Annotated in this window: 23 protein-coding genes and 1 pseudogene; 9 read left to right on the top strand and 15 right to left on the bottom strand. The window is 46.3% G+C overall.

Features of this window, described 5'->3' with window-relative positions; genetic code table 11:
• Positions 1-130: 130 nt before the first annotated feature.
• Positions 131-1,144, bottom strand: coding sequence for a spore coat putative kinase YutH (gene yutH / locus V6D42_RS18700; protein WP_029441126.1), 1,014 nt, complete (start codon positions 1,142-1,144; stop codon positions 131-133).
• 154 nt (positions 1,145-1,298) lie between these two features.
• On the opposite strand from yutH, the gene V6D42_RS18695 reads away from it, so the two are divergent.
• Positions 1,299-1,799: a phosphatidylglycerophosphatase A family protein gene (locus V6D42_RS18695; protein ID WP_024122730.1), complete on the top strand. Its 501-nt coding sequence runs from the start codon at positions 1,299-1,301 to the stop codon at positions 1,797-1,799.
• 26 nt (positions 1,800-1,825) lie between these two features.
• Here V6D42_RS18695 and nucF read toward each other — a convergent pair whose 3' ends face one another.
• The 3 genes from nucF to V6D42_RS18680 are packed head-to-tail and all read right to left on the bottom strand — an operon-like array spanning position 1,826 to position 3,359.
• Positions 1,826-2,596 (bottom strand): 5' nucleotidase NucF, encoded by a 771-nt coding sequence (gene nucF, locus V6D42_RS18690; RefSeq protein WP_333514240.1) that lies wholly within the window; start codon positions 2,594-2,596, stop codon positions 1,826-1,828.
• Positions 2,597-2,624: 28 nt separating this feature from the next.
• Positions 2,625-3,059 (bottom strand): DUF86 domain-containing protein, encoded by a 435-nt coding sequence (locus V6D42_RS18685; RefSeq protein WP_333514239.1) that lies wholly within the window; start codon positions 3,057-3,059, stop codon positions 2,625-2,627.
• 24 nt (positions 3,060-3,083) lie between these two features.
• Positions 3,084-3,359, bottom strand: a complete 276-nt coding sequence (locus V6D42_RS18680) for a YutD family protein (protein WP_003228682.1) — start codon at positions 3,357-3,359, stop codon at positions 3,084-3,086.
• A 112-nt stretch (positions 3,360-3,471) separates the two neighbouring features.
• On the opposite strand from V6D42_RS18680, the gene V6D42_RS18675 reads away from it, so the two are divergent.
• The gene (locus tag V6D42_RS18675) at positions 3,472-4,098 is read left to right on the top strand and encodes a YhcN/YlaJ family sporulation lipoprotein (protein WP_333514238.1); all 627 of its coding nucleotides are present in this window, start codon (positions 3,472-3,474) and stop codon (positions 4,096-4,098) included.
• A 15-nt stretch (positions 4,099-4,113) separates the two neighbouring features.
• On the opposite strand, the gene lipA is transcribed toward V6D42_RS18675, so the two are convergent.
• Entirely contained in the window at positions 4,114-5,010 is an 897-nt protein-coding gene (gene lipA, locus V6D42_RS18670) for a lipoyl synthase (RefSeq protein ID WP_010331747.1), read from the bottom strand.
• A gap of 237 nt (positions 5,011-5,247) precedes the next feature.
• Between lipA and lytH the strand changes: the two genes are divergently transcribed.
• Complete coding sequence (gene lytH / locus V6D42_RS18665) at positions 5,248-6,228, top strand: L-Ala--D-Glu endopeptidase (protein WP_333514237.1); 981 nt, start codon at positions 5,248-5,250, stop codon at positions 6,226-6,228.
• A 27-nt stretch (positions 6,229-6,255) separates the two neighbouring features.
• Here the strand turns inward: lytH and yunB are convergent, their stop codons facing one another.
• The 7 genes from yunB to V6D42_RS18630 form a co-directional block, all read right to left on the bottom strand.
• On the bottom strand, positions 6,256-7,023 hold the full coding sequence (gene yunB / locus V6D42_RS18660; protein WP_333514236.1) for a sporulation protein YunB: 768 nt from the start codon (positions 7,021-7,023) through the stop codon (positions 6,256-6,258).
• Between the two features lie 71 nt (positions 7,024-7,094).
• Positions 7,095-7,400: a YunC family protein gene (locus V6D42_RS18655; protein WP_010331750.1), complete on the bottom strand. Its 306-nt coding sequence runs from the start codon at positions 7,398-7,400 to the stop codon at positions 7,095-7,097.
• 65 nt (positions 7,401-7,465) lie between these two features.
• The gene (locus V6D42_RS18650) at positions 7,466-8,854 is read right to left on the bottom strand and encodes a bifunctional metallophosphatase/5'-nucleotidase (RefSeq protein WP_333514235.1); all 1,389 of its coding nucleotides are present in this window, start codon (positions 8,852-8,854) and stop codon (positions 7,466-7,468) included.
• A 19-nt stretch (positions 8,855-8,873) separates the two neighbouring features.
• Complete coding sequence (locus V6D42_RS18645) at positions 8,874-9,695, bottom strand: sulfite exporter TauE/SafE family protein (protein ID WP_326203592.1); 822 nt, start codon at positions 9,693-9,695, stop codon at positions 8,874-8,876.
• A gap of 17 nt (positions 9,696-9,712) precedes the next feature.
• Positions 9,713-10,561, bottom strand: coding sequence for a DUF72 domain-containing protein (locus V6D42_RS18640; RefSeq protein WP_333514312.1), 849 nt, complete (start codon positions 10,559-10,561; stop codon positions 9,713-9,715).
• Positions 10,562-10,598: 37 nt separating this feature from the next.
• Positions 10,599-10,946 carry a YunG family protein gene (locus tag V6D42_RS18635; RefSeq protein WP_333514234.1) on the bottom strand — a complete coding sequence of 116 codons (348 nt, stop codon included), beginning with the start codon at positions 10,944-10,946 and terminating at the stop codon, positions 10,599-10,601.
• 98 nt (positions 10,947-11,044) lie between these two features.
• Complete coding sequence (locus V6D42_RS18630) at positions 11,045-12,388, bottom strand: allantoinase (RefSeq protein WP_333514233.1); 1,344 nt, start codon at positions 12,386-12,388, stop codon at positions 11,045-11,047.
• Between the two features lie 179 nt (positions 12,389-12,567).
• Between V6D42_RS18630 and V6D42_RS18625 the strand changes: the two genes are divergently transcribed.
• From V6D42_RS18625 to uraH, 5 genes are all read left to right on the top strand, one after another.
• On the top strand, positions 12,568-14,163 hold the full coding sequence (locus V6D42_RS18625; RefSeq protein ID WP_326332082.1) for a PucR family transcriptional regulator: 1,596 nt from the start codon (positions 12,568-12,570) through the stop codon (positions 14,161-14,163).
• Positions 14,164-14,363: 200 nt separating this feature from the next.
• Positions 14,364-15,659 (top strand): nucleobase:cation symporter-2 family protein, encoded by a 1,296-nt coding sequence (locus V6D42_RS18620; RefSeq protein ID WP_442893262.1) that lies wholly within the window; start codon positions 14,364-14,366, stop codon positions 15,657-15,659.
• A gap of 6 nt (positions 15,660-15,665) precedes the next feature.
• Complete coding sequence (locus V6D42_RS18615) at positions 15,666-16,958, top strand: nucleobase:cation symporter-2 family protein (protein ID WP_333514231.1); 1,293 nt, start codon at positions 15,666-15,668, stop codon at positions 16,956-16,958.
• A gap of 14 nt (positions 16,959-16,972) precedes the next feature.
• Entirely contained in the window at positions 16,973-18,457 is a 1,485-nt protein-coding gene (gene pucL, locus V6D42_RS18610) for a factor-independent urate hydroxylase (protein ID WP_333514230.1), read from the top strand.
• Positions 18,457-18,810 carry a hydroxyisourate hydrolase gene (uraH, locus tag V6D42_RS18605; RefSeq protein WP_333514229.1) on the top strand — a complete coding sequence of 118 codons (354 nt, stop codon included), beginning with the start codon at positions 18,457-18,459 and terminating at the stop codon, positions 18,808-18,810. Before pucL ends, uraH begins: the two co-directional genes overlap by 1 nt.
• A gap of 115 nt (positions 18,811-18,925) precedes the next feature.
• Here uraH and terS read toward each other — a convergent pair.
• Positions 18,926-19,261: pseudogene (terS, locus tag V6D42_RS18600) on the bottom strand (phage terminase small subunit); the annotation flags it as partial.
• 166 nt (positions 19,262-19,427) lie between these two features.
• Between terS and V6D42_RS18595 the strand changes: the two are divergent.
• Positions 19,428-19,505: a YjcZ family sporulation protein gene (locus V6D42_RS18595; RefSeq protein WP_072175780.1), complete on the top strand. Its 78-nt coding sequence runs from the start codon at positions 19,428-19,430 to the stop codon at positions 19,503-19,505.
• A 1,129-nt stretch (positions 19,506-20,634) separates the two neighbouring features.
• Here V6D42_RS18595 and pucE read toward each other — a convergent pair.
• Both pucE and V6D42_RS18585 read right to left on the bottom strand, forming a co-directional pair.
• A complete protein-coding gene (gene pucE, locus V6D42_RS18590) occupies positions 20,635-21,195 on the bottom strand; it encodes a xanthine dehydrogenase subunit E (RefSeq protein ID WP_333514228.1) in 561 nt (186 codons plus the stop codon).
• Positions 21,186-21,315 (bottom strand): hypothetical protein (locus V6D42_RS18585; RefSeq protein WP_333514311.1); only part of this gene is annotated, 130 nt, incomplete at its 5' end. The genes V6D42_RS18585 and pucE, both read right to left, overlap by 10 nt.

Here is a 21,315-nt window from a genome sequence, read left to right as displayed (position 1 = left end):
AATATTATATAAGCCCACTCCTGTTTTGACAAGACAACAATCTGCTGAATTTCGCGAATGTAAACGCTTAATCAACTGATATGACAAGATTCTTTATTTTCTAATTATTTTTGTCAGATTTTCTCCTTCCTTACAAGCCGCCCTTTCCGAGCCAGCTGACAGGGGGAACAAACATGTTCTGCGCTCTCATGTTCATAAACTCCTGGGCGGCATTCAGAAATTGCTCATAGCCCGAATCACTGAGAATGTAGTCGAGCTGCTCTTCATAATAGTGCTTTTCCGACTCTGAAGAAATATAGTAGCCTTCCACGATTTCATAATAATGAAGCGGAAAAAGGAGACGGCTGTACAAAAGACGCTTCGAAAATGAAGACAGCGGTGTGATTTGCTCGTATTCCTGCAAAAAGCGAAAGCCCTGTCGGTTAAAATCATCACGGTGATGCAAAAATGAGTGTCTCATATATTCGGCTAAATCGCGTGCAGCGTGGTCAAATACCCAGTCAGCCGGAATCCTGATAAGGGATTCAGGAGACCACGTATTTCTTTCCATCCGCTGATGGCATATCGTTCCTGAATCAGTTGCTTGCGGTTTGTCATCGAGCTCAGTATCGACTAAATATTGAATCGCGTTTTCTGACAGCCCTAAATAGTATGGAAACGATTCAATCATTTTTTTATCAAAAGGCTCGTGCGGAGGGGTGTGAACCTTTCGCTGCCAAAACGCTTCAAGCTGATCAATGCGTTTTCCCCACAGGTCTTTCCACTGCCCGATTCTCCCTGCCTCCTTCACTTCATACGGGTATCCTCTGCCCTTTCGGTGAAACTCCGCCAGTTCTGTCCCTATGGAAAATGCACGATTTGAAAAAGGAGGAGCCGCCTTCAGCAGAGCGTACGTTTTTCCCTCATGTTCAAAGGTCAGTTCTCCTTCTTTTGTAAAGATAAAAACGGAAACGTATGGGTCACTTTGTTCTTGTAAATACTGACTCATGTAATAAAGCTCCGCCAGCTCCGCATCTGAAAAATGGGAAACGGGAACAATCAAAAAGAAGGAATTCGGTGTTTGAAAGCATTGATACGTATGCTGATACATTGAAAGCTGCCTGATATGAATGCCGTATTTTTCTTTTATTGTGCCTTTCACAATGATCACCTGCCTGTTGAATTAGGGCTCATCACATCGTAGTCATACACAGCCGGAATTATGAATACATATTTTAATCCGACGAAGGAGCAAGAAAAAGTCGTAAACATCTCATACGTTTTGTATAAACTAGTAAAAAAAGATTTGGGTGAAGTTGATGTCAGATAAAGAACAAATCAGTCAGATGGAAGCTAAAGCAAGAGAACGGATGAAGGAGCGCGGTGTTGAGGTATCCGATATTGCCGAGCTTGTCTTTTTTCTGCAGAAAAAATATCATCCGGATTTAACCATGGATGAATGCACGTTGAATGTGAATCGGGTTCTCGCAAAACGCGAGGTGCAAAACGCGATTTTAACGGGCATCGAATTGGACGTTCTTGCTGAGCAGAAAAAACTGTCTGAACCGCTGCAAACGATGCTGGAGATAGATGAAAGCCTATATGGAGTAGATGAAGTTCTGGCATTTTCCATCGTAAATATTTACGGGTCCATCGGGTTTACAAACTATGGCTACATCGACAAAGAAAAACCCGGTATCCTCGGCCGTTTGAATGATAAATCAACCGGCGAATGCCATACATTTCTTGATGACATTGTCGGCGCCATTTCCGCTGCGGCCTCCAGCAGGCTCGCACACCGCGCACGGCATACAGAATAAAGGGCACCCTTTTGGGGCGCCCTTTTTTATATATGTTGAATCCACTCAGTCAGAGAATCAATAGCATGAGTCGGTTTTTCCATATCGTCTGTCATATGCTCTCTTTTCGTTACGCCTGTGTGGACAAGCAGTGTATCCATCCCTGCATTAATGCCTGCCATAATGTCAGTCGCGTAGTTGTCGCCGACCATAAGTGTTTCGGATACATCAGTGCCGAGAACACGCATCGCCTGCTCCATGATGATGGATTCCGGCTTGCCGATAAATACCGGCTGCACGCCTGTGGATACGGTTAACACAGAGGTCAGTGAACCATTGCCCGGCAGGAGGCCCCTTTCAGTCGGTATGGCAATGTCACCGTTTGTGGAAATAAAGCGGGCGCCATTTCTGATTGCGAGGCAGCCAATGGCAAGTTTTTCATATGTAATCCCACGGTCAATTCCGACAACAACAAAGTCCGCATCTTCCTCTGCAAAGGTCAGGCCGTTCTCTTCAATCGCCTGGCGAATTCCTTCTTCCCCGATCACATACACAGACGCGTCTTTTTTCTGCTGGGCGATATGCTGGGCAGTCGCCATGCTTGTCGTAAAGACCTGCTCCTCTGTTGCCGGAATATCAAAAGAGACTAGCTTGTCCGCCACCTGCTTCGGTGTACGGGAAGAGTTGTTTGTCACAAAAAGATAAGGAATGCCGCGGTCTTTCAGCGTTCTGACAAATTCACACGCTTCCTCAAATTTTTCTGTGCCGTTGTACATCGTTCCGTCTAAATCAATTAAATATCCTTTATATGTTTTCATTTTTTACACTCCTGTGGCTTTCCTGTCGTTATTTAAACGCGGAAACAGGGCCCAGCTCTGTTTCCAAGTAGTTTCTGATTCGTTTCGGAAAGGCTTGAAGGACGGCTAGATGCGCGGTGATCAGCTTGTAAAGCTCTGCGCTGTCCGCGAGCTGGTATTGCTGAACCAATGTTTTTCGGTACGCAATCAATTGCTTCAGCTGTGCTCCCTCTTCTTCCGTTACGACTTTTTCATCAACCAGTATGTCCATGATATCATCATAGCTGCCCGGGTCCCGCATAATAAAACCGTCGATCATGTCATTTCCTGTATCTAGAATGCATTCGATTAACAGGTGGCCGATGCGTTCAAGCGCGAGCCCCTCGATCTCGGATTTCCAGTCTGTTTGCGAATGAAACAGCGCCAGCTGACGCTCGAAGAACCCGAGTGTATGCTCTATCTTGTTTCTGTCAACAAAATACATGACAGCATCCCCTTTGTGAAATAGTTATTTTCTGATCCGTTTTAAGACAAAATACGCACAGCCGAAATTACAGTATTCGTAAATGTATTCGTCCAATGTGCTGATTTTCGTTTCAAAGGTCGCCTTTTGATTCTGGTCATCAAAGAAGCCCTTGAGCCTGAGCTGGCCGTATCCCCAGTCTCCCACAATGTAATCGTATTTATTTAAAATATCGGAATAACGAGCTTTAAAAGCCTCTTCGTTGAAGCCGTCTTTGAAATTGTGCACCAACTCAAATTCGGCATTTTGAATAAGAATCATGATCTCACCTCTTTTTCACTCATTCCTATCATAATTCATTGCCCCTTCCCCATCAATTGCTAAAGAATAATTCGTGTGATTTGGCTACCCTACACAAGAGGAGGGATTACAAATGAAACGAACTGCTGTCAGCCTCTGCCTGATGACCGGGCTTTTATCCGGATGCGGAGGCGCAGGATTCAACGCTGAGCAGGATGTCCAGCATCAAAATGAAACCAAGCCCATTCATGTATCTGACCGCGATGAGGCTTTTAATAGGCATGATAAGAATGAACAATTTGGTTATGTTCGTTATCAAAAAGAACAATTTGACGGCGAACAGCAGGAGACACCGGCGCCAGACCGTGAAGAAACCGCTCACATCATATCAAGCTTAACGGTTCAGCTCCCTCATATTCAAGATGCCGCAGTGCTCGTAACTGACCAAGAAGCGCTTGTCGTGTACAAAACCGATTCGAGAAACCGTGAACTGACAGCTGATCAAGTGAAAAAAACGGCGGTTTCGGTGATTCCGCGTTACTATCATGTGTACATTTCTGACAATCCGAATCATATGCAGGCCATCAAAAATTACAGCAATCTGGGCTCCGGTTCAAGAGATGTCAGAGACATCATGTCAGGGACGATACAAGAAATGAAAAACTCCCCGCAAGGAAGCCCTGTCTCGGAAAACGAAAATGCCAATGGAGAAACACGCCAGGACAAGGAAACGAATAGGAATGACAAAAACGCCAGATGATCTGGCGTTTTGGCATTATGCTTGCGCTTGGCGTTTTTTTGATGCTTCGTTAACCTGTTCATCCGCATGGTAGGAGGAACGGACAAGCGGACCGGCTTCACAGTGACTGAAGCCTTTTTGCATCGCGATTTCCTTCAATTCTGCAAATTCATCAGGATGATAATATTTTTGGACTTTTAAGTGCTTCTTCGACGGCTGCAGGTATTGGCCGATTGCCATAATATCAACATTGTTTGCCAAGAGGTCGTCCATCACTTCGATAATTTCTTCTTTCGTTTCACCGAGTCCGATCATGATGCTTGATTTTGTGGGAATGTCTGGCTGCATTTCTTTCGCGCGGCGCAAAAATTCCAATGAACGGTCGTATGTCGCACGTGCGCGGACTCTTGGCGTCAGGCGGCGAACCGTTTCGATATTGTGATTCAGGATGTCAGGGCGCGTATCCATTAACGTTTTTAAGTTATCATAGTTTCCGCCCATATCTGACGGAAGCACCTCAATAGTCGTAAACGGGCTTTTTCTGCGGATTGCACGGACAGTTTCCGCGAAGATACCCGCACCGCCGTCTTTTTGGTCATCACGCGCAACAGCTGTGATTACCGCGTGTTTCAGATTCATCAGAGCGACGGAATCTGCTACGCGTTCCGGCTCTTGCAGGTCAAGCTCAGTCGGAAGGCCCGTTTTGACGGCGCAGAAACGGCACGCTCTCGTACAAACAGATCCTAAAATCATAAATGTCGCTGTACGTCTCACTGCCCAGCATTCATGAATATTCGGACATTTTGCTTCTTCACATACGGTGTGCAGATTGTTTTCCCGCATGAGCTTTTTCAGTCCTGTATAATTTTCATTTGTATTTAATTTGATTTTGAGCCATTCGGGCTTTCTGAGGTGTTCGTCTTTCTTTGCCAATTCCCATCATCTCCAATATCCAATATACTCAATTTCTGACACGAAACATTCTGAAAACGAGATAGGTGCAGTTCTTTCATTTCTGCAACAAAAATAATGTTTTTCTAACTAAAGAAAGTCTTTTCTTTAGACACTTTAACATAGGAAAAATTTCTCGACAAGGGAAGATGATTACTGACATTTTCTTGCCGGGTTGCCGCAAACTATGTGTATTCAATATTGAAAGGAGATTATTTTGTGAAAGTTGTGTTATCTGCCCTTCTTCTCCTTTTGTTTGCATTTGAACCTTTTGCATCTGGAAAAGAGCTTTCAGATCCGGTGCTTTCTAAACGGATGGAATTATATCATAAAGTCGAAGCTGTGACGCAGATTCCTTGGTATGCGCTCGCCGCTGTTGATCAATACGAGGAGAATGTGCGGAGCAACAGAAAGGATCTGCCTGACAAAACGGGAATCATCAGCATCTATGTACCGGATGAAATTTGGAGCGGACCAGAAAACCCGAATCCGAAAGACGATGCACCGTTAAGCATAAAAGTGTTTGACGGAATCGGAATGGACGGTGACGGCGATGGGAAAGCCGAGGTCAGCAATGATGAAGACATTTTGTATACATTCGCACAATATCTGCTGTCGTACGGCACAGATGAGGAAAATATCCGCATCGGGCTCTGGAATTACTACCGCCGTGATCAAACGGTGGGAATCATATCCGAGTTCATGAAGCTGTTCAATGCTTACGGTCATATTGATTTGGGCGAGCATGCGTTTCCGCTTCCAATCAAAACGGATTACAGCTATCGCAGCACGTGGGGAGACGCCCGCGGCTTTGGAGGAAGGCGGATTCATGAAGGAACGGATATCTTTGCCCATTATGGCCTTCCTGTTAAATCCACCTGTTACGGCGTCATTGAAATGAAAGGCTGGAACCGCTTTGGAGGATGGAGAATCGGCATCAGAGATATTAACAATACGTATCATTATTTCGCCCACCTCAATGGGTTTGCGAAAGGCATTAAACCAGGGCAGATCGTTGAGCCCGGCCAAGTGATCGGGTCAGTCGGCAGCTCAGGATACGGCCCGCCTGGCACAGCCGGAAAATTTCCGCCGCACCTCCACTATGGCATGTATAAAGATAATGGAAAAACGGAATGGTCGTTTGATCCTTATCCTCATTTGAGAGCGTGGGAGCGCTATGAGTACAAGAAAAAGAAATGACGAAAGCCGCCTCATGAAAAGGCGGCTTTATTTTTTGTTTTTTTCATTTTTTGAATTATGGCTATCTTCTTCTTTGCTGCTTGGAAGCTGGACAGAAGGCGTAACACCTGAACCGCCGCTTCCGTTATAAAATTGCGGCACTTCGCCCTGCACTGCTTTAATTGATACAGGAACATTATTGGTGACCACGGCCGTTTTGCTTGCGAACGGGATGATGACCTTCACTTTAATTTCTACAAAGATGCTGATATCAATAAGTGCGTTATTAATGCCGTATGGCTTTATTTTTGTTTTGACGTCTGTAAAGGCGTCACCGATCAAATTGAACCGGACTGGAATTTTCGGGCCGAGGTTTCCAAGAAGGCTGTTTCCTGTCACCTGTCCTAATGGGATGTTGATCATAATATTTTCACTGGCACCGCTGTGTCCCGTGTGGGTTTCCATCTCTTTCAGGTGAGACTGAAGCTGCTTTGTCACCTTTGTTTTCACACTGTTTATAACCTGTGTATTAAAATCGATTGTCGTTAAATTTCCGTTTTCATCAGAATTCATTTGAAACATATCTTTCATATTTTCGCTGTCAGACATATAATCCTCAATGGAATCCTGAATTACCTCTGTTGCCACACGCTTCGTTTCCATTTCACCGATGCTCATTAATACCGGTTTAATAGAGCCGTTGATCATCCAAAGGCTGACTGTTGTCGATATGATAAAAAATACGAGTGACAGCAGCAGCACGTACCGGAAAGGCAAAGGTCCTCTCTTGCGAAGAGGGCCGCGATATCTTGGCAAGAAAATCCCCCCTTACATATCACAATGTATGCTTGTAAGGGGGGACATAGTAATAGCCGGGCCAATTTATTTTATTTCACCATTTTTAAAAGCGCTTCTCTGCCGCTCATGCCGGCATGAATGCCAAGATCTTCTGCGGCATATGTGACGGATTCCAAAGGGGCGTCTAACAGCTGGTCAATTGTTCGTACACCAACCGCCCGTCCCGCCACAATTCCACGCTCCTTTAATTTTTCATTCAGCAGCGCCACATCAAGCGCGCCGCACATAATATATCCGTGATCATTGGAGACTGCCATGAAATTTGTTTTTGGAAGCTTTACTGTCACAGCTGTAAAAGGCTGTCCTTCTATCATAATCGGTGTCAGATTTACCACGTCAACCAACTCCCTTCATTTATCACTTTATGATGAAGGGCACGGCTTGTTGTGGGCTGACCTCCTTATTGTGCAAGCTTCCAGGCAAGCAGATCCCGCAAAAATTCCGGCATAAAATATTCTTTTACCTCGGCGTCTCGGATAATTGGAAACAGCCTGCCGAGCGTAAACATGTCAAGCACAGCCACAGCGTATTGTTTATGTTTATCAATGTCATCACCGTTCAGTGTCATCCGGGTAACGTGCGTCATCCCATCGTCCAGCCGTTTTGTTTCGACATCGACACCCGCGTACACCATTTTTCCCATTACTTCTCCCCGGAAGCCCAATCCTTTAATTCGAAGCTGCTCCATCTGTTCTGAAGCGGCATGGACAATCGTTTCTTTCAGTTCCTCTCCCGTCAGGCGGACAGTAACCGGGTTAATGGGGTGAGGGCAGATGCGGTGCAGGTCAAGCTTCGTCACCGGGCCGGCTTTAAGCGGTCCGAGGATGACACCGGAATTCACCATGCTGATGTCGGCTCCGCACCATTCCTTTAACGCATATGCCAACAGTAAAGGCAGCTCGGATTCTTTAAACCACTTGACTTCAGCATCTTGCGCAAGCTCCGCAACGGCAACGGACAGCTTTTGCTCGGCTTCACGTTCTTTTTCCTCAAGAAATGCTTTGGTTTCCGCCGATTCCCCTGTCCATTCCGCCACATTTTGAACAGACGCTGTTTTGCTGATGATTTTTCGCTTTTCGCTGTCAAACGTGATGTCTACACAGCCGACATAGTTTCCGTATTTCTCAGCGCTGGCAAGCAATACACCGTTGACCATTTGTCCATTTTCAAGCAGGTGGTGAGTATGAGACTCGAGAATTACGTCAATCTCCGGAACTGCTTCAGCAACCGCTTGATCGTCAAGAATTCCCAAATGCGACAGGAGAACGATGATATCAGCCTGCCCTTTCACTTCCTGTATGGTTTCTTTTATGCTTTCGAGCGCATCAGTAACAGTCCATTCCAGCTTGTCATAGACAGGATAATACGGCACCGTTACGCCTAACAAAGCGATGGTCATGCCGTTTCCCAATGTTTTGATATGGTAAGGAACCGCCCAGGACGGGCGGTTTCCGTTTTTGTCATACAGATTAGAGACGATAACGGGAAACTCGGCATGATCATATAAAGAAGCAAGCTCTTCATGAGGAAGCGTAATCCCCTCGTTATTGCCGATAGCCGCTCCATCAATTTGAAGACGGTTTAAGAGGTCTACATTCGCTTTTCCGAATGTTGCCTCAGTCACAAAATGAAAACGATCAATATGATCACCAATATCAAAAACGAGCGTCTCTTCGCTGTGCAGCTGATGTTCTTTTCTTTTATGCTCAATATAATCTGTTATTTTTGGCCAATTTTCAAAATGGCTGTGCAAATCATTTGTGTGATATAAGCGGAGCTTCTCTTTCATACCATTCTCTCCTAATCGTTCAGCTGAACATGCCTTCATAAATGAGCTGGCAGCCGATCAAAATTAATACGATCCGCATGATCATGACGATCGTTTTCGTCTGCATTTTTCGGTTGATGGCGGCGCCAAGCCTTCCGCCGAACCAAGCGCCGGGCACAAGCGAGAGGGCGTACAGCCAATTCACATGCCCGGACATAATATGTGAAACAGATCCTGTCATAGAAGACAGGAAAATAATGAACATGGACGTTGCCACCGCAACCTTTGGCGGGAACAGGAATAACAGCATCATGGCCGGAACCATCAGCGAGCCGCCGCCTATTCCAAAGAGCCCGCCTAAAAAGCCGACAACAAAGGCGATGGCAATCCCGACAGACGCCTGATACGAGTAAGTATAAGGCTCTCCGGCATCATCCTGAAAAGTCCGTATTATTCCTCTGTGCTCTTTGTTTACCGGCCGCGCCTTCGCTTTCAGCATTAAGGATAATGAAATAAGAATCATAAATATGCCAAACCAAATGGAAAAAGAGCTGGAATTAAAAAGCTTTGATACATAGGCCCCGATTATGCTGCCGGGACCTGAACCGATAAAGAAAATGAGCCCGCTTTTATAATCAACCGTTTTATATTTAATATAAGCCAAAGTTGAGGAAAGACCCGTAAAAATAATGACCAGAAGCGAAGTCCCGATGGCGACCTGCGGCGTCACATCCTGAAAATACGGCGTCACCGCGCTTAAAAACATCATGGCCGGAACGATGACAATCCCGCCGCCGAGTCCAATCAAACTTCCTACAGTACCCGCAATAAATCCCAGTACGACCAAAATCACAAACGACATCAATCAAAACCTCTTTTCTAAAATAAACCGAGCTGTCTCGGAGAAAGTCCGGAGTACTCGATATCAAGCAGTTCAAGCATTTGCTTGCCATTATCCGCGGCGTCTCCGCCGGAATTGTTGTTGAAGAGGACAAATACATCTTTACATTGCTGCTGCAATGCGTTCAGATGCTTTTTCCAGTCTTCCAGCTCCTGTTTGTTATAGCGGTATAAATATCTGACCTCACGCCAGTTCTTCCCGCCATCGGGCTTCATCCAGCCCTGCTTATTGCGTCCGTGAAACCTGACGAGCGTTTTGTTTTCATCGGTCGCCCGCAAAACAGTCGGAACGCTTCCCTCGCCGATTTGCGGTTCGTCACAGACACTGTGAATCCAGCCTTCCGCTTTCATAAAGGAAAGCGTCTGCTCATAAAATGGCGGTGAAAACCAGGAGCGGTTTCTGAACTCAAGCGCGCAAGGAATATCGCCCATTTGTTTTTTGCACCATCTTAAATAAGCGACATTTTCTTTCTTGCAGTCAAACCACGGCGGAAATTGAAACAGCACCATGGCGAGCTTATTGCTATGTAAATATGGCGTTAAGGACAGCTTAAAAGCATCAAACATCTCCTCTTTCGAGTCAAACGGAATGTCGCCGCGCTGATGCCCCGTCATGCCCTGATACGCTTTAATGATAAATTGGAAGGTTTCCGGTGTTTCCTTCACCCACTTTTCATTGTTGCGCGCCGGCTGAATCGCGTAAAAGCTCGCGTCTACTTCCACGATCGGAAAATGGGAGGAATAGGCCTGCAATTTTTTCTGGCTGGGTGTTTTCGGCGGATAAATGCTGTCATGATCCCCCCATCCCGTCAGTCCGATATAAATCACAATCATTCACCTCTCTTCCAGTTTATCACACGCGTTTTCAGGTTTCCTCGGAAATGCTGTTCATATTGCGGAAAAACGCTGAGCGCAGATGCTGATATTGTTCCTCATTGGTATCCATAAACGCCTCCTCTCTTGAGGAAGGGATATTTTGGTACACAATAGGCTCCTGAAACTGTTCACTCGTAAAGTCATACACAGTCCCATTTATGATGTTATAAAAGTGCCAGCTCTCACCGACCTTTGTTTTGAAAATAGCGCCCCCGAATTGTTCCTGTACCACCAATGCCGTCACGCCGCATTGGCCGCATGCCGGGCATTCTTTCGTCCATTTTGAACTCGTATGCAGCGACCATGATTGGTTTAGTATGTGTTTGACGTGTTCCATCATCGCAGCCCCCTTTTTAAAAAGATACCACGATGCTTGATTTTTAAAAACCAAAGTCACTGACATAAAAAAACCCCGCAGATTTCAATCTGCCGGGTTTACGAAGGAACGACCAGCGCTCCCTCAATTCCGCTATCTGCTTTCTCCCCATCACTATACACGCACCGTCCTCTGCTGTAGGTGGCCGAGATGCGGCAGGGGAAGGTATGTCCTTCATAAATGCTCTGCTTATGCTTTGCAAACATCGTTTCTGTTGTGACTGTGTACGGCTCCATGCTGACGAGAACGACATCCGCGTCCCGTCCCTCTTCAAGCCTCCCTTTTTGCTGAAGGCCGAATCGCTTCGCGGGTGCCCCCGCTGTCCATTCAGCAATGGTTTCAAATGGAATATCCCGCTCAAGGGCCAGTTCAAGCATGGCCAATAAAGTAAACTGCCCGCCGCTAATTCCGCCCCATGACAAAAACATATTATCCTCCCGCTTCAGAGAAGGACGGCAGGGGGAGTGGTCTGAGGACACCATGTCAATTTTCCCCGCGATCAGCGTATCAATTAACGCCTCTTTTGATGGCTGGGATCTGAGCGGAGGGGCGCATTTTGCGACAGAGCCCCTTTCGCATAAATCGTCATGGCTGAACAAGACATAGTGAGGACATGTTTCCACCGTGACATCTAATCCCTCCTGCTTCGCCTCCCGAATCAAGCGGACCGCTTTTGCCGTACTGATGTGGACAAAATGAACCGGACAGCCCGTCACTTTCGCGTACTGGATCGTGCGATACACCGCTTCAGCTTCAGCTTCCTCCGGGCGGGAGGCCGCATACGCATCCGCATTCACTTTCCCTTTATTCGCCCATTCCATCTGCAAAAAGCTTGTGATCGCATCGCTTTCTGCGTGAAGAGCAAGGATTTTTCCCGCGGCCGCGATTTCTTTCATGCCTTTAAGCAAGGTCCGTTCATCAACAGAGCGAAACTCCTCTGTGCCTGATTTTGATAAAAATGCTTTAAATCCTATCGCACCCGCTTCAGCCATCGGATGTATGTCATCAATATGACCCGGTACAAGGCCGCCCCATAACGCAAAATCCACCGCCGATTTCCGCCTGCCGATTTCAGCTTTTGCGAGAAGGTTTTCTGCCGTCACCGTGGATGGAATGCAGTTCAGCGGCATATCAAAATAAGTGGTGCAGCCGCCTGCAGCCATCATCCGTGAGCCCGTTTCAAACCCTTCCCAATCCTCTCTGCCCGGTTCGTTGAAATGAACATGACAATCGACCGTACCCGGAAAAACATATTGACCGCTAGCCTCCACAACCGGTGCCCCCACTGCTTCAATTGCAGAACCGATCTTGGCAATGATCCCGTTTTTCATGGCAATATCCGCTTCTTTAACACCATCCGGCGTGACTGCCTTCGCTCCTTTTATCACCAAATCGTAAGCCATACTGATCCCTCCCCTGTATGATGATGAATTTTTATGTCAGTTTATGTAACACATTCAGTCTATTTTCAACATTTTACTGTTACTATGATCGTATTACATCAGCAAAACAGCTAGAATTAATAATGAAATTTATTCATCTTAACCAATGATTATTTTTTGCAAGAAAAGGAGATTGAGCTATGAATATTTTTGATGTGATGAAAATACCGGCTTACGAAAATGCAGTTTTAATTGCGGGAAAAGCGGGGGGAGAAAGAGAGGTTCAGCATGTCAACATGATGGATGCTCCTGATATCGCGGATTTTTTGCATAAAGACGAGCTGCTCGTCACCACCGCATATCACCTGAAGGACAATCCCCACCAGTTATCAGAGCTAATTCGGCAAATGGCAAAACGCGGCTGTGCCGGTCTCGGCATTAAAACAAAACGCTACCTGGAGGATATTCCGAAAGAAATCATCGACCTGGCCGATTCACACGCGTTTCCGATTATCGAGCTCCCTGAGCATATACGCCTCGGAGACATTGTCAATGCCACGCTGAGCCATATTCTTGACATGCGTTCAAACGAGCTTCAGCAAGCCATTTACGCACATAAAAAGTTCACAAACCACATTATGAGCGGCAAGGGGCTGCAATCTCTGCTCAAAAAGGTATCAGACCTCCTTCATCTTCCCGTGCTGCTCCTTGACCAGCATGCCAAAATGCTTTCTGCCTCTCATCAGATGTCAGTTGAAACCGAAAAGCTCAAAAGCACGCTGCACACCGTGTCCGGACCGTTTTTCACTTGTTTCTCTTCGATCTCGAATCAGAAAACATATTCTGTCCTTCCTATCTATAATCACGAAAAAAGCTGCGGCTACCTGCTGATACCGGAAATGATCCAAGCCGCTGATAAAGGATTGATTCTCACCATTGAACAGGCTGCGAACGTGATTTCCTTTGAGCTGCTGAAGGAAAACGCGCTGAAGCAATACAGCCGGCGGGCGCGGAATGAATTTTTCAGTAATTTTATCGAGCGGTCGTTCTCTTCAGACGACGAAATCAAAAACCGGGCAAAAGAATTTAAGCTCAGCTGGGATCAAAAATATATGTGCATCGCCGGAAAGCTCGACCGGAATGACAGATCGATCAGCTTTACTGAAAATCAGCTGGCCTCTGACAGCGTATTTGAATTTCTCGAAGGTGAATTGTCTGCCTTCCCATTTCCGCCTCACCTCTTTATTAAAGGAAATGTCGGCATTCTGCTGATCGAGGCGACAGACAGCTGGAGTGAAATGCACGCCTCGGTGATCAGCTTTTTAGAACAGTTCCAGGCACAGGTTAAAAACCAATTTAAACGGACATTGTCCTTTGGCATCAGCAACATTTGCCAAAAGCTCATCGATGTTCCGGACGCTTTCACAGAAGCGTCTGACGCTCTCCAATCAGGGCATTTATCAAGAAGCACGGAGTTTATCCAAGTGTACCACGCGAAAGATGTACCTGAGCTTCTCCGCCTGCTCCCGGTTGAGGATTTGAAGAAATTTTACAATTCCACTCTTCAAAGCCTGGCTGAAAAGCAGCAGGAGGATCAAAGCCTGCTTCACACACTGTCTGTCTATCTAGAGACACACTGCCAGATTTCCGAGACGGCAAAACGCTTGTACGTGCATCGCAATACGGTCATCTACCGCCTCGAAAAATGTGAAGAATTACTGGGCAAAAGCTTAAAAGATCCCGAAACGACCATGCGGTTGCGGCTTGCCTTGCGGATGCAGCGGCTGATCAGCTAGCATTTGTCACATTATGTTACAAAAGAAATGGCTTTTCGTTACTTTCAGCAATAACGCTCCTATTTTTCAGCTGATGTACCCAATGACATCTGGCAAACGGCACGCTATCATGTTACTAAAGTTTACATGTAAAAGGAGGAGCTATAGTGAAACAAAAACCGTTTGCGGTGTTCACTCTTGGCCTGCAGCACGTGCTGGCCATGTACGCAGGTGCGATTTTGGTGCCTCTGCTTGTCGGCAGAGCGCTGAATGTAACACCGGAACAGCTGTCCTACCTATTGGCGATTGACCTGTTAACATGCGGAGCCGCAACACTTTTGCAGACCTGGCGAGGAGCGTACATCGGCATCGGCCTTCCCGTCATGCTCGGCAGCTCGTTTGTGGCCGTCACCCCGATGATTGCAATTGGTGCAAATTACGGCATTTCAGCGATTTACGGTTCAATCATTGCAGCCGGTATCTTGATCTTCTTGTGTGCCCGTTTCTTCGGCAAGCTGACCGTGTTATTCCCTCCTGTCGTAACAGGAACTGTTGTGACCTTGATTGGTCTTTCTCTTGTTCCGACAGGTGTGAAAAATATGGCTGGCGGAGAAAAAGTAAACGGCAGCGCCAATCCCGAATACGGTTCGCTCGAAAACCTTCTTCTTTCTGTCGGTGTCCTTATCCTGATCTTAGTCCTCAACCGCTTTCTCAAAGGGTTTGCCCGAACGCTTTCCGTTCTGATCGGGATTGCGGCGGGCACTGCGGCGGCTGCCGTCATGGGCAAGGTCAGCTTTTCATCTGTATCTGAAGCCCCATTCTTTCAAATCCCGAAGCCGTTTTACTTCGGCGCTCCATCTTTTGAAATCGGTCCGATCATCACGATGCTGATCGTCGGAATTGTCATTATTGTTGAATCAACCGGTGTTTTTTACGCCATCGGAAAGATATGCGGCCGGCCTCTAACCGAAAAAGACCTGGTCAAAGGCTACCGGGCAGAGGGAATCGCCATTATGATAGGCGGGCTGTTCAACGCCTTTCCCTATAATACATTTGCACAAAACGCCGGATTATTGCAGCTGACAAAGGTGAAAACGAGAAATGTCGTCGTCACCGCGGGCTGTATCCTTCTAATCCTTGGGCTGATTCCTAAGTTTGCCGCTCTTGCTTCCTCCGTTCCCGCGGCTGTACTCGGCGGCGCAACCGTTGTCATGTTCGGCATGGTTATCGCCTCCGGAGTAAAAATGCTCAGTACAGTGGATCTGAAAAACCAATATCATCTGCTGACCATCGCCTGCTCAATCGCACTCGGTATCGGCGCCAGCACAGTACCGGCGATTTTCACAGAGTTTCCCGCTCCGATCCGCATTCTGGTCAGTGACGGCATGATCACAGGAAGCCTGACTGCAATCTTTTTAAACCTATTCTTCAGTTTGCGCGCCAAAAAGGAAAAAATCGCTCAAAAGGAAGAACTGCCCGTAATAGAAAACAAACTGGTTTTAGAAAAAGAGGTGTAAATAGAGATGATGGAACAGCAAAATTCCTTTCAGCTTTTGATGCTTGGGCTTCAGCATATGCTGGCGATGTATGCGGGAGCCATTCTCGTCCCTCTGATCGTCGGAGCTGCGATCGGGCTGAATGCGGGCCAGCTGACGTATTTAATTGCCATTGATTTGTTTATGTGCGGGGCGGCCACTCTTTTACAGCTCTGGAAAAACCGCTATTTCGGCATCGGCCTTCCCGTTGTCCTCGGCTGTACGTTTACTGCAGTCGGCCCGATGATTTCCATTGGCAGCATATACGGTGTCTCAGCGATTTACGGTGCGATTATCGCAGCCGGGCTGATTGTCGTTTTAGCCGCGGGCTTCTTTGGAAAGCTTGTCCGTTTTTTCCCGCCGGTCGTAACCGGCTCAGTCGTTATGATTATCGGCATCAGCCTGATTCCGACGGCGATGAAGAACCTGGCCGGCGGTGAAGGCAGCAAAGACTTCGGCTCACTAGGCAACGTGCTGCTTGGCTTTGCCGTTACAGCCTTTATTTTAGTGCTGTTTTATTTCTTTAAAGGGTTCATCCGCTCCATTGCGATTTTACTCGGCCTTGCAGCTGGAACGGCAGCCGCTTTCTTTATGGGAAAAGTCGATTTTTCTGAGGTCGCGGAGGCGTCCTGGGTTCATGTTCCTTCTATATTTTATTTCGGCACGCCAACCTTTGAGCTGCCTGCCATTCTCACCATGCTATTGGTTGCGATTGTCAGCCTTGTTGAATCAACGGGTGTTTACTTTGCTCTCTCCGATATGACAAACCGGAAACTAACAGAGAAAGACCTTGAGAAAGGCTACCGTGCGGAAGGGCTTGCAATTGTGCTGGGCGGCTTGTTTAACGCGTTTCCGTATACGGCTTTCTCGCAAAACGTCGGCATCGTTCAGCTTTCAAAAATCAAAAGCGTCCATGTCATTGCCATCACTGGATTTATGCTGATGGCAATCGGACTGATGCCAAAAGCCGCGGCATTGACGACCGTGATCCCGAATGCAGTTCTCGGCGGCGCGATGATCGTTATGTTTGGCATGGTCATTTCTTACGGTATTAAAATGCTTTCCGGCGTCGATTTTGAATCACAGGGCAATCTGCTGATCATTGCTTCTTCTGTCAGCTTAGGGCTTGGCGCCACGACGGTGCCCGCCTTGTTTTCCTCTCTCCCGGGAGCAGCTTCCGTGTTGACCGGAAGCGGCATTGTCATTGGCAGCTTAACCGCGATTGCATTGAACACTTTTTTTCAATTCAAACAGCCCCATGGCGCGGAAATCAATACGTAAAGGGGAGATGGCTCATGTTCACAATTGACGACCTGAATCAAATGGATAGACAAACACTGACTGGCACACTCGGATCTATTTTTGAGCACTCTGCTTGGATTGCGGAGGAAGCCGCGGCACTGCGCCCCTTCTCCTCTCTTTCTGATTTGCATCAAAAAATGTCCCGCTTTGTAAAAGCTGCCGACCGCAAGACACAGCTTGAGCTCATCTGCAAACACCCTCGTCTCGGCACCAAGAAAACAATGAGCGCTTCCTCAGTAAAAGAGCAGCAAAACGCAGGGCTCAGTAAGCTTGAACAGCAGGAATACGAGGAATTTCTCAAACTAAATGAAGACTACTCTCAAAACTTCGGTTTTCCTTTTATTTTAGCGGTAAAGGAAAAAACGAAACAGGAGATCCGCCAAGCCCTGCTGACAAGGCTGAAGAACAAACCGGAAACAGAATTCCAGCAGGCTCTTGAGGAAATATACCGCATCGCCCGCTTTCGTTTAGAGGACATCATTACAGAAAAAGGAGAGATTCAAATGAAAAGAACCATGTCTTACGGCAAAGGAAATGTGTTTGCATACCGAACGTTTTTAAAACCGCTCACAGGCATAAAGAAAATCCCTGAGTCTTCTTTTACAGGGAGAACCAATACAGTTGTTGGCATTGATGTGACATGCGAAATTGGCGGAGATGCCTTTTTGCCGTCATTTACAGACGGAGATAATACGCTTATTGTGGCTACGGATTCGATGAAAAACTTTATTCAGCGCCACCTCGCATCCTATGAGGGAACAACCACCGAAGGCTTCTTGCATTATGTAGCTCACAGATTTTTAGACACCTATTCTCATATGGATACGATCACTTTGACAGGTGAAGACATTCCGTTTGAAGCGATGCCTGCATACGAGGATCAAGAGCTCGGCACAAGCCGGCTTGTCTTCAGAAGATCGCGCAATGAACGCGCCCGGTCGGTGCTCAAAGCAGAACGAACTGGGGATACGATAACGATGAAGGAGCAATACAGCGAAATCACGGATCTCCAGCTTGTCAAAGTGAGCGGAAACTCCTTCGTTGGCTTTATCAGAGACGAATACACGACTCTTCCTGAGGATGGCAATCGTCCGCTCTTTGTCTACTTAAACATCAGCTGGCGTTATGAACAGGCGGAAGATGCATACGCCGACGATCCCGCCCGTTACGTCGCGGCTGAACAAATTCGTGACTTAGCGAGCACTGTATTTCACGAGCTCGAAACTCCTTCCATTCAAAACTTAATCTATCATATCGGATGCCGAATATTAACGAGATTCCCTCAGCTCACGAATGTCAGCTTCCAATCCCAAAATCACACATGGGACACTGTCATTGAAGAGATCCCAGGATCGAAAGGAAAAGTCTACACCGAACCGCGCCCGCCATTCGGTTTCCAGCGTTTCACCGTGACGAGAGAAGACGCCGAGAAAGAAAAACAGAATGCCGGGGAAGCATTAGGGAGCCTGAATGCCTGATGGGGAAGCTGACAACACATATCTTGGATTTAACCTGCGGCAAACCCGCGGCAAATGTAAAAATCGAATTGAAGCGGCTTTGCGAAAACAAAAGTCTTATTCCTATCAAAGGGGCTTTTACGAATAAAGACGGCCGAGTCGATGCTCCGCTCCTTGCGGGAGAAGAGCTGAAGTCCGGGGAGTATGTGATAGAATTCCATGCAGGGGATTACTTTGCGGGAAAGAAAATGAACACGGCTGAGCCGTTTTTAACGATTGTAACAGTTCGTTTCCATCTTTCTGATCCTGAAGCTGATTATCATATCCCGCTTTTGCTGTCGCCGTTTGGTTATCAGGTGTATAGAGGGAGTTAAGAAGAAGGAAGCCCGCTGGTGAGGCGGGCTCCGCATATGTTTAGGGGTTTACTGGATCACTGCATAAATAAAAGACCTTCTCTATTGTGAGAAGGTTCCTGCGTAATATGTTTGAGTCTGTTTCGATTTGGCCAAACAGATCTTTTTCTGTATCATCCATGAAATCAAATAAGATTGATTCATACTCACCAGTACGCACAGAGTTTTTATGCCCCTTTTGGGCTGCGCCGCCTTTATTCCCTTTTGCATTTTGATTGCCTTGTGGAGCACCCGGACGAAAAGGAGCGCTCCCTTTCAATTTTTCCTTCCCAATCATCGTATGCCTTCCATTTGCGAACAGTGTTGCTTGTGACGCCTAATATCTCGGCAATGTCTTTAACTTCTTGCTTCCGCCGGTCTCTTCCCACAAACGAAAAGCTTCGTCTCTGCGTGGCTCTCGTGGTCTTGGCATTACATCTCACCCACCCCCAGACCTCGTATTTGAGTTTGTTATTAGTTTTTCGTTCTCTATTTCTACTTAGACTAAAAAATCATTTTAAATCAATTAAACTAGCATCCCTATCATGTTATCTCCATCAGCATATCATGTACTATCCTCTTTTAAGGGAGGTGAAGTTATGAGGTCATTCCCTTTGATCGTGGTGCTATTCATCCTATTAATCATCGTTGGTACTTCTTTCTTCGGTGGCTATTAAGAACTCACCTTACCCCATATCCGTCAGACGCCATAAGAAACCTTTATGGCGTTTGTTTTGCTATAGCGACAAGGTTTTGAGCAGGGAAATATAACACTTGCTACAAATCCTCATCTTTCTGAGGCTCTTTGAGCTTTTTTAAATCTTCTACAGTATTCACCTTATTATGGCCACTTTGAAAATCCTTGCCCCACTGGAATATGAGATGAGAGCGTGATGTTTTCCCACAACGCGGCCGCGCTTGATCACCTCTTCAATTAATCCCAGTAGAGTCGCTTGTTAACGGATTTGTTAGTTTCTCAAGGTGTAATTCTGCTTTCTTAGGATCGCCTATCGGTCAATTTCTTCCGCACTTACAGAATTAATACCAACACTAGACATATAGAATCCTGCCACATTCCACCTACAAAAAATTTTTTTCATTCCTTTTCCCCAAAAAGAATCATTTGATTTTTTCAATCGATTTAACAGGTACTTCCGGTGGATTGAGTATTAAGTCAATCCGTTGAACAGTGACAAAGACGACAGAAAAAATCAAGGAACAAAGAAAGGCTAGTAAAAGTATTTTCCACCAATTTAAGTTATTCATCATCTCTCCCTCTTTTCTTAATTTGTAATATTACCCATTTCCAGTTTTAAACACAACTAGGTGAAAAGCACAAGGGAAAAAGGGAACATTTTGTTAAAATCCTTGAAGCGGAAAGGTCAAAAAGATAAACACTACAATTATTTATTGTTACGACAATAACTGCTTCTTTAAAATCATTTTTGTCTTCTTTTTAATTTCTTCATCTATACTTTTGTTGAACTTCTTTCTTCTTTTCATTCGTATTCATGATTAAACCCCTCTGAATCCATTTTTATTTAGATTCATTATTCCATCCCTCTTTTAATTCATTGCGATTTTAACGCACAACAATTAAGTACAACAGTGTAAAAGGCCTTGGGGTATATCCGAACTAAGGCTCACTCACTTTGTAGATCTTTGACGTCTCAGGGAAAAACAGCCCTTAGATTATTCCAAGGACTGTTGCAATGGCATTGATAGCATGCTTCTTTAACATATAAAATTTATCTGATATTATGCCAAGCTCCATATAGATATCAGTAATCGTTCTTTGCTAAGCTTTCAGCTCATTATATCCGGTGCTTTGCTGTAGCTGCGGGAAAAGTCCAATGACTCCCTTTGCCCGCAGCTCAACTCTTTTCTAATCCTGCAAGCCGACCGCATAATCCCTCCATAACCGGTACACCGGCACAAATTGCCCGCCAGCCCTTCTTCAATATCTTCGTCAGTAGGTTGCGGGTTTTCCTGAAACAGAGCTTTAAGTGCAATCGTCATCCCGGGTGTGCAATATCCGCATTGGAAGCCTCCTTCCTCCAGGAAAGCGGTTTGGCAGATATCCAGTTCTTCTTTTTGAAGCCCCTCAATGGTTGTGATCGAATGGCCGGCCGCTTGATAGGCCATGGTCATACACGCATTGGCGAGCGTGCCGTCTAGCAGGACAGAACATGCTCCGCAACGGCCGATTCCGCAGGATATCTTAGTTCCGGTCAGCTGGAATTCCGTCCGCAGGAGGTCACTCAAGCGAGCTGCAGGAACCGCATCAACCTCCTGCTCTATTCCATTCACGGTCATTCGGAACCGCTGCTTTCTTGCAGAGAAAGATCCTGCTTCTTTTACGTCCATTGTTTTATCCCCTTTCTGTCTATCGCATCAAGCAGCTCTTCACGCGAAATCGGCAGCTTGTTCACCCAGCAGCCGACTGCATCATGCACGGCCTTTACAATCGCCGGGGTGATGGCGATG

The organism is Bacillus sp. 0909A, assembly GCF_036765115.1.
Taxonomy (GTDB): domain Bacteria; phylum Bacillota; class Bacilli; order Bacillales; family Bacillaceae; genus Bacillus; species Bacillus mojavensis.
This window is presented reverse-complemented; position numbering and strand designations above follow the sequence as displayed.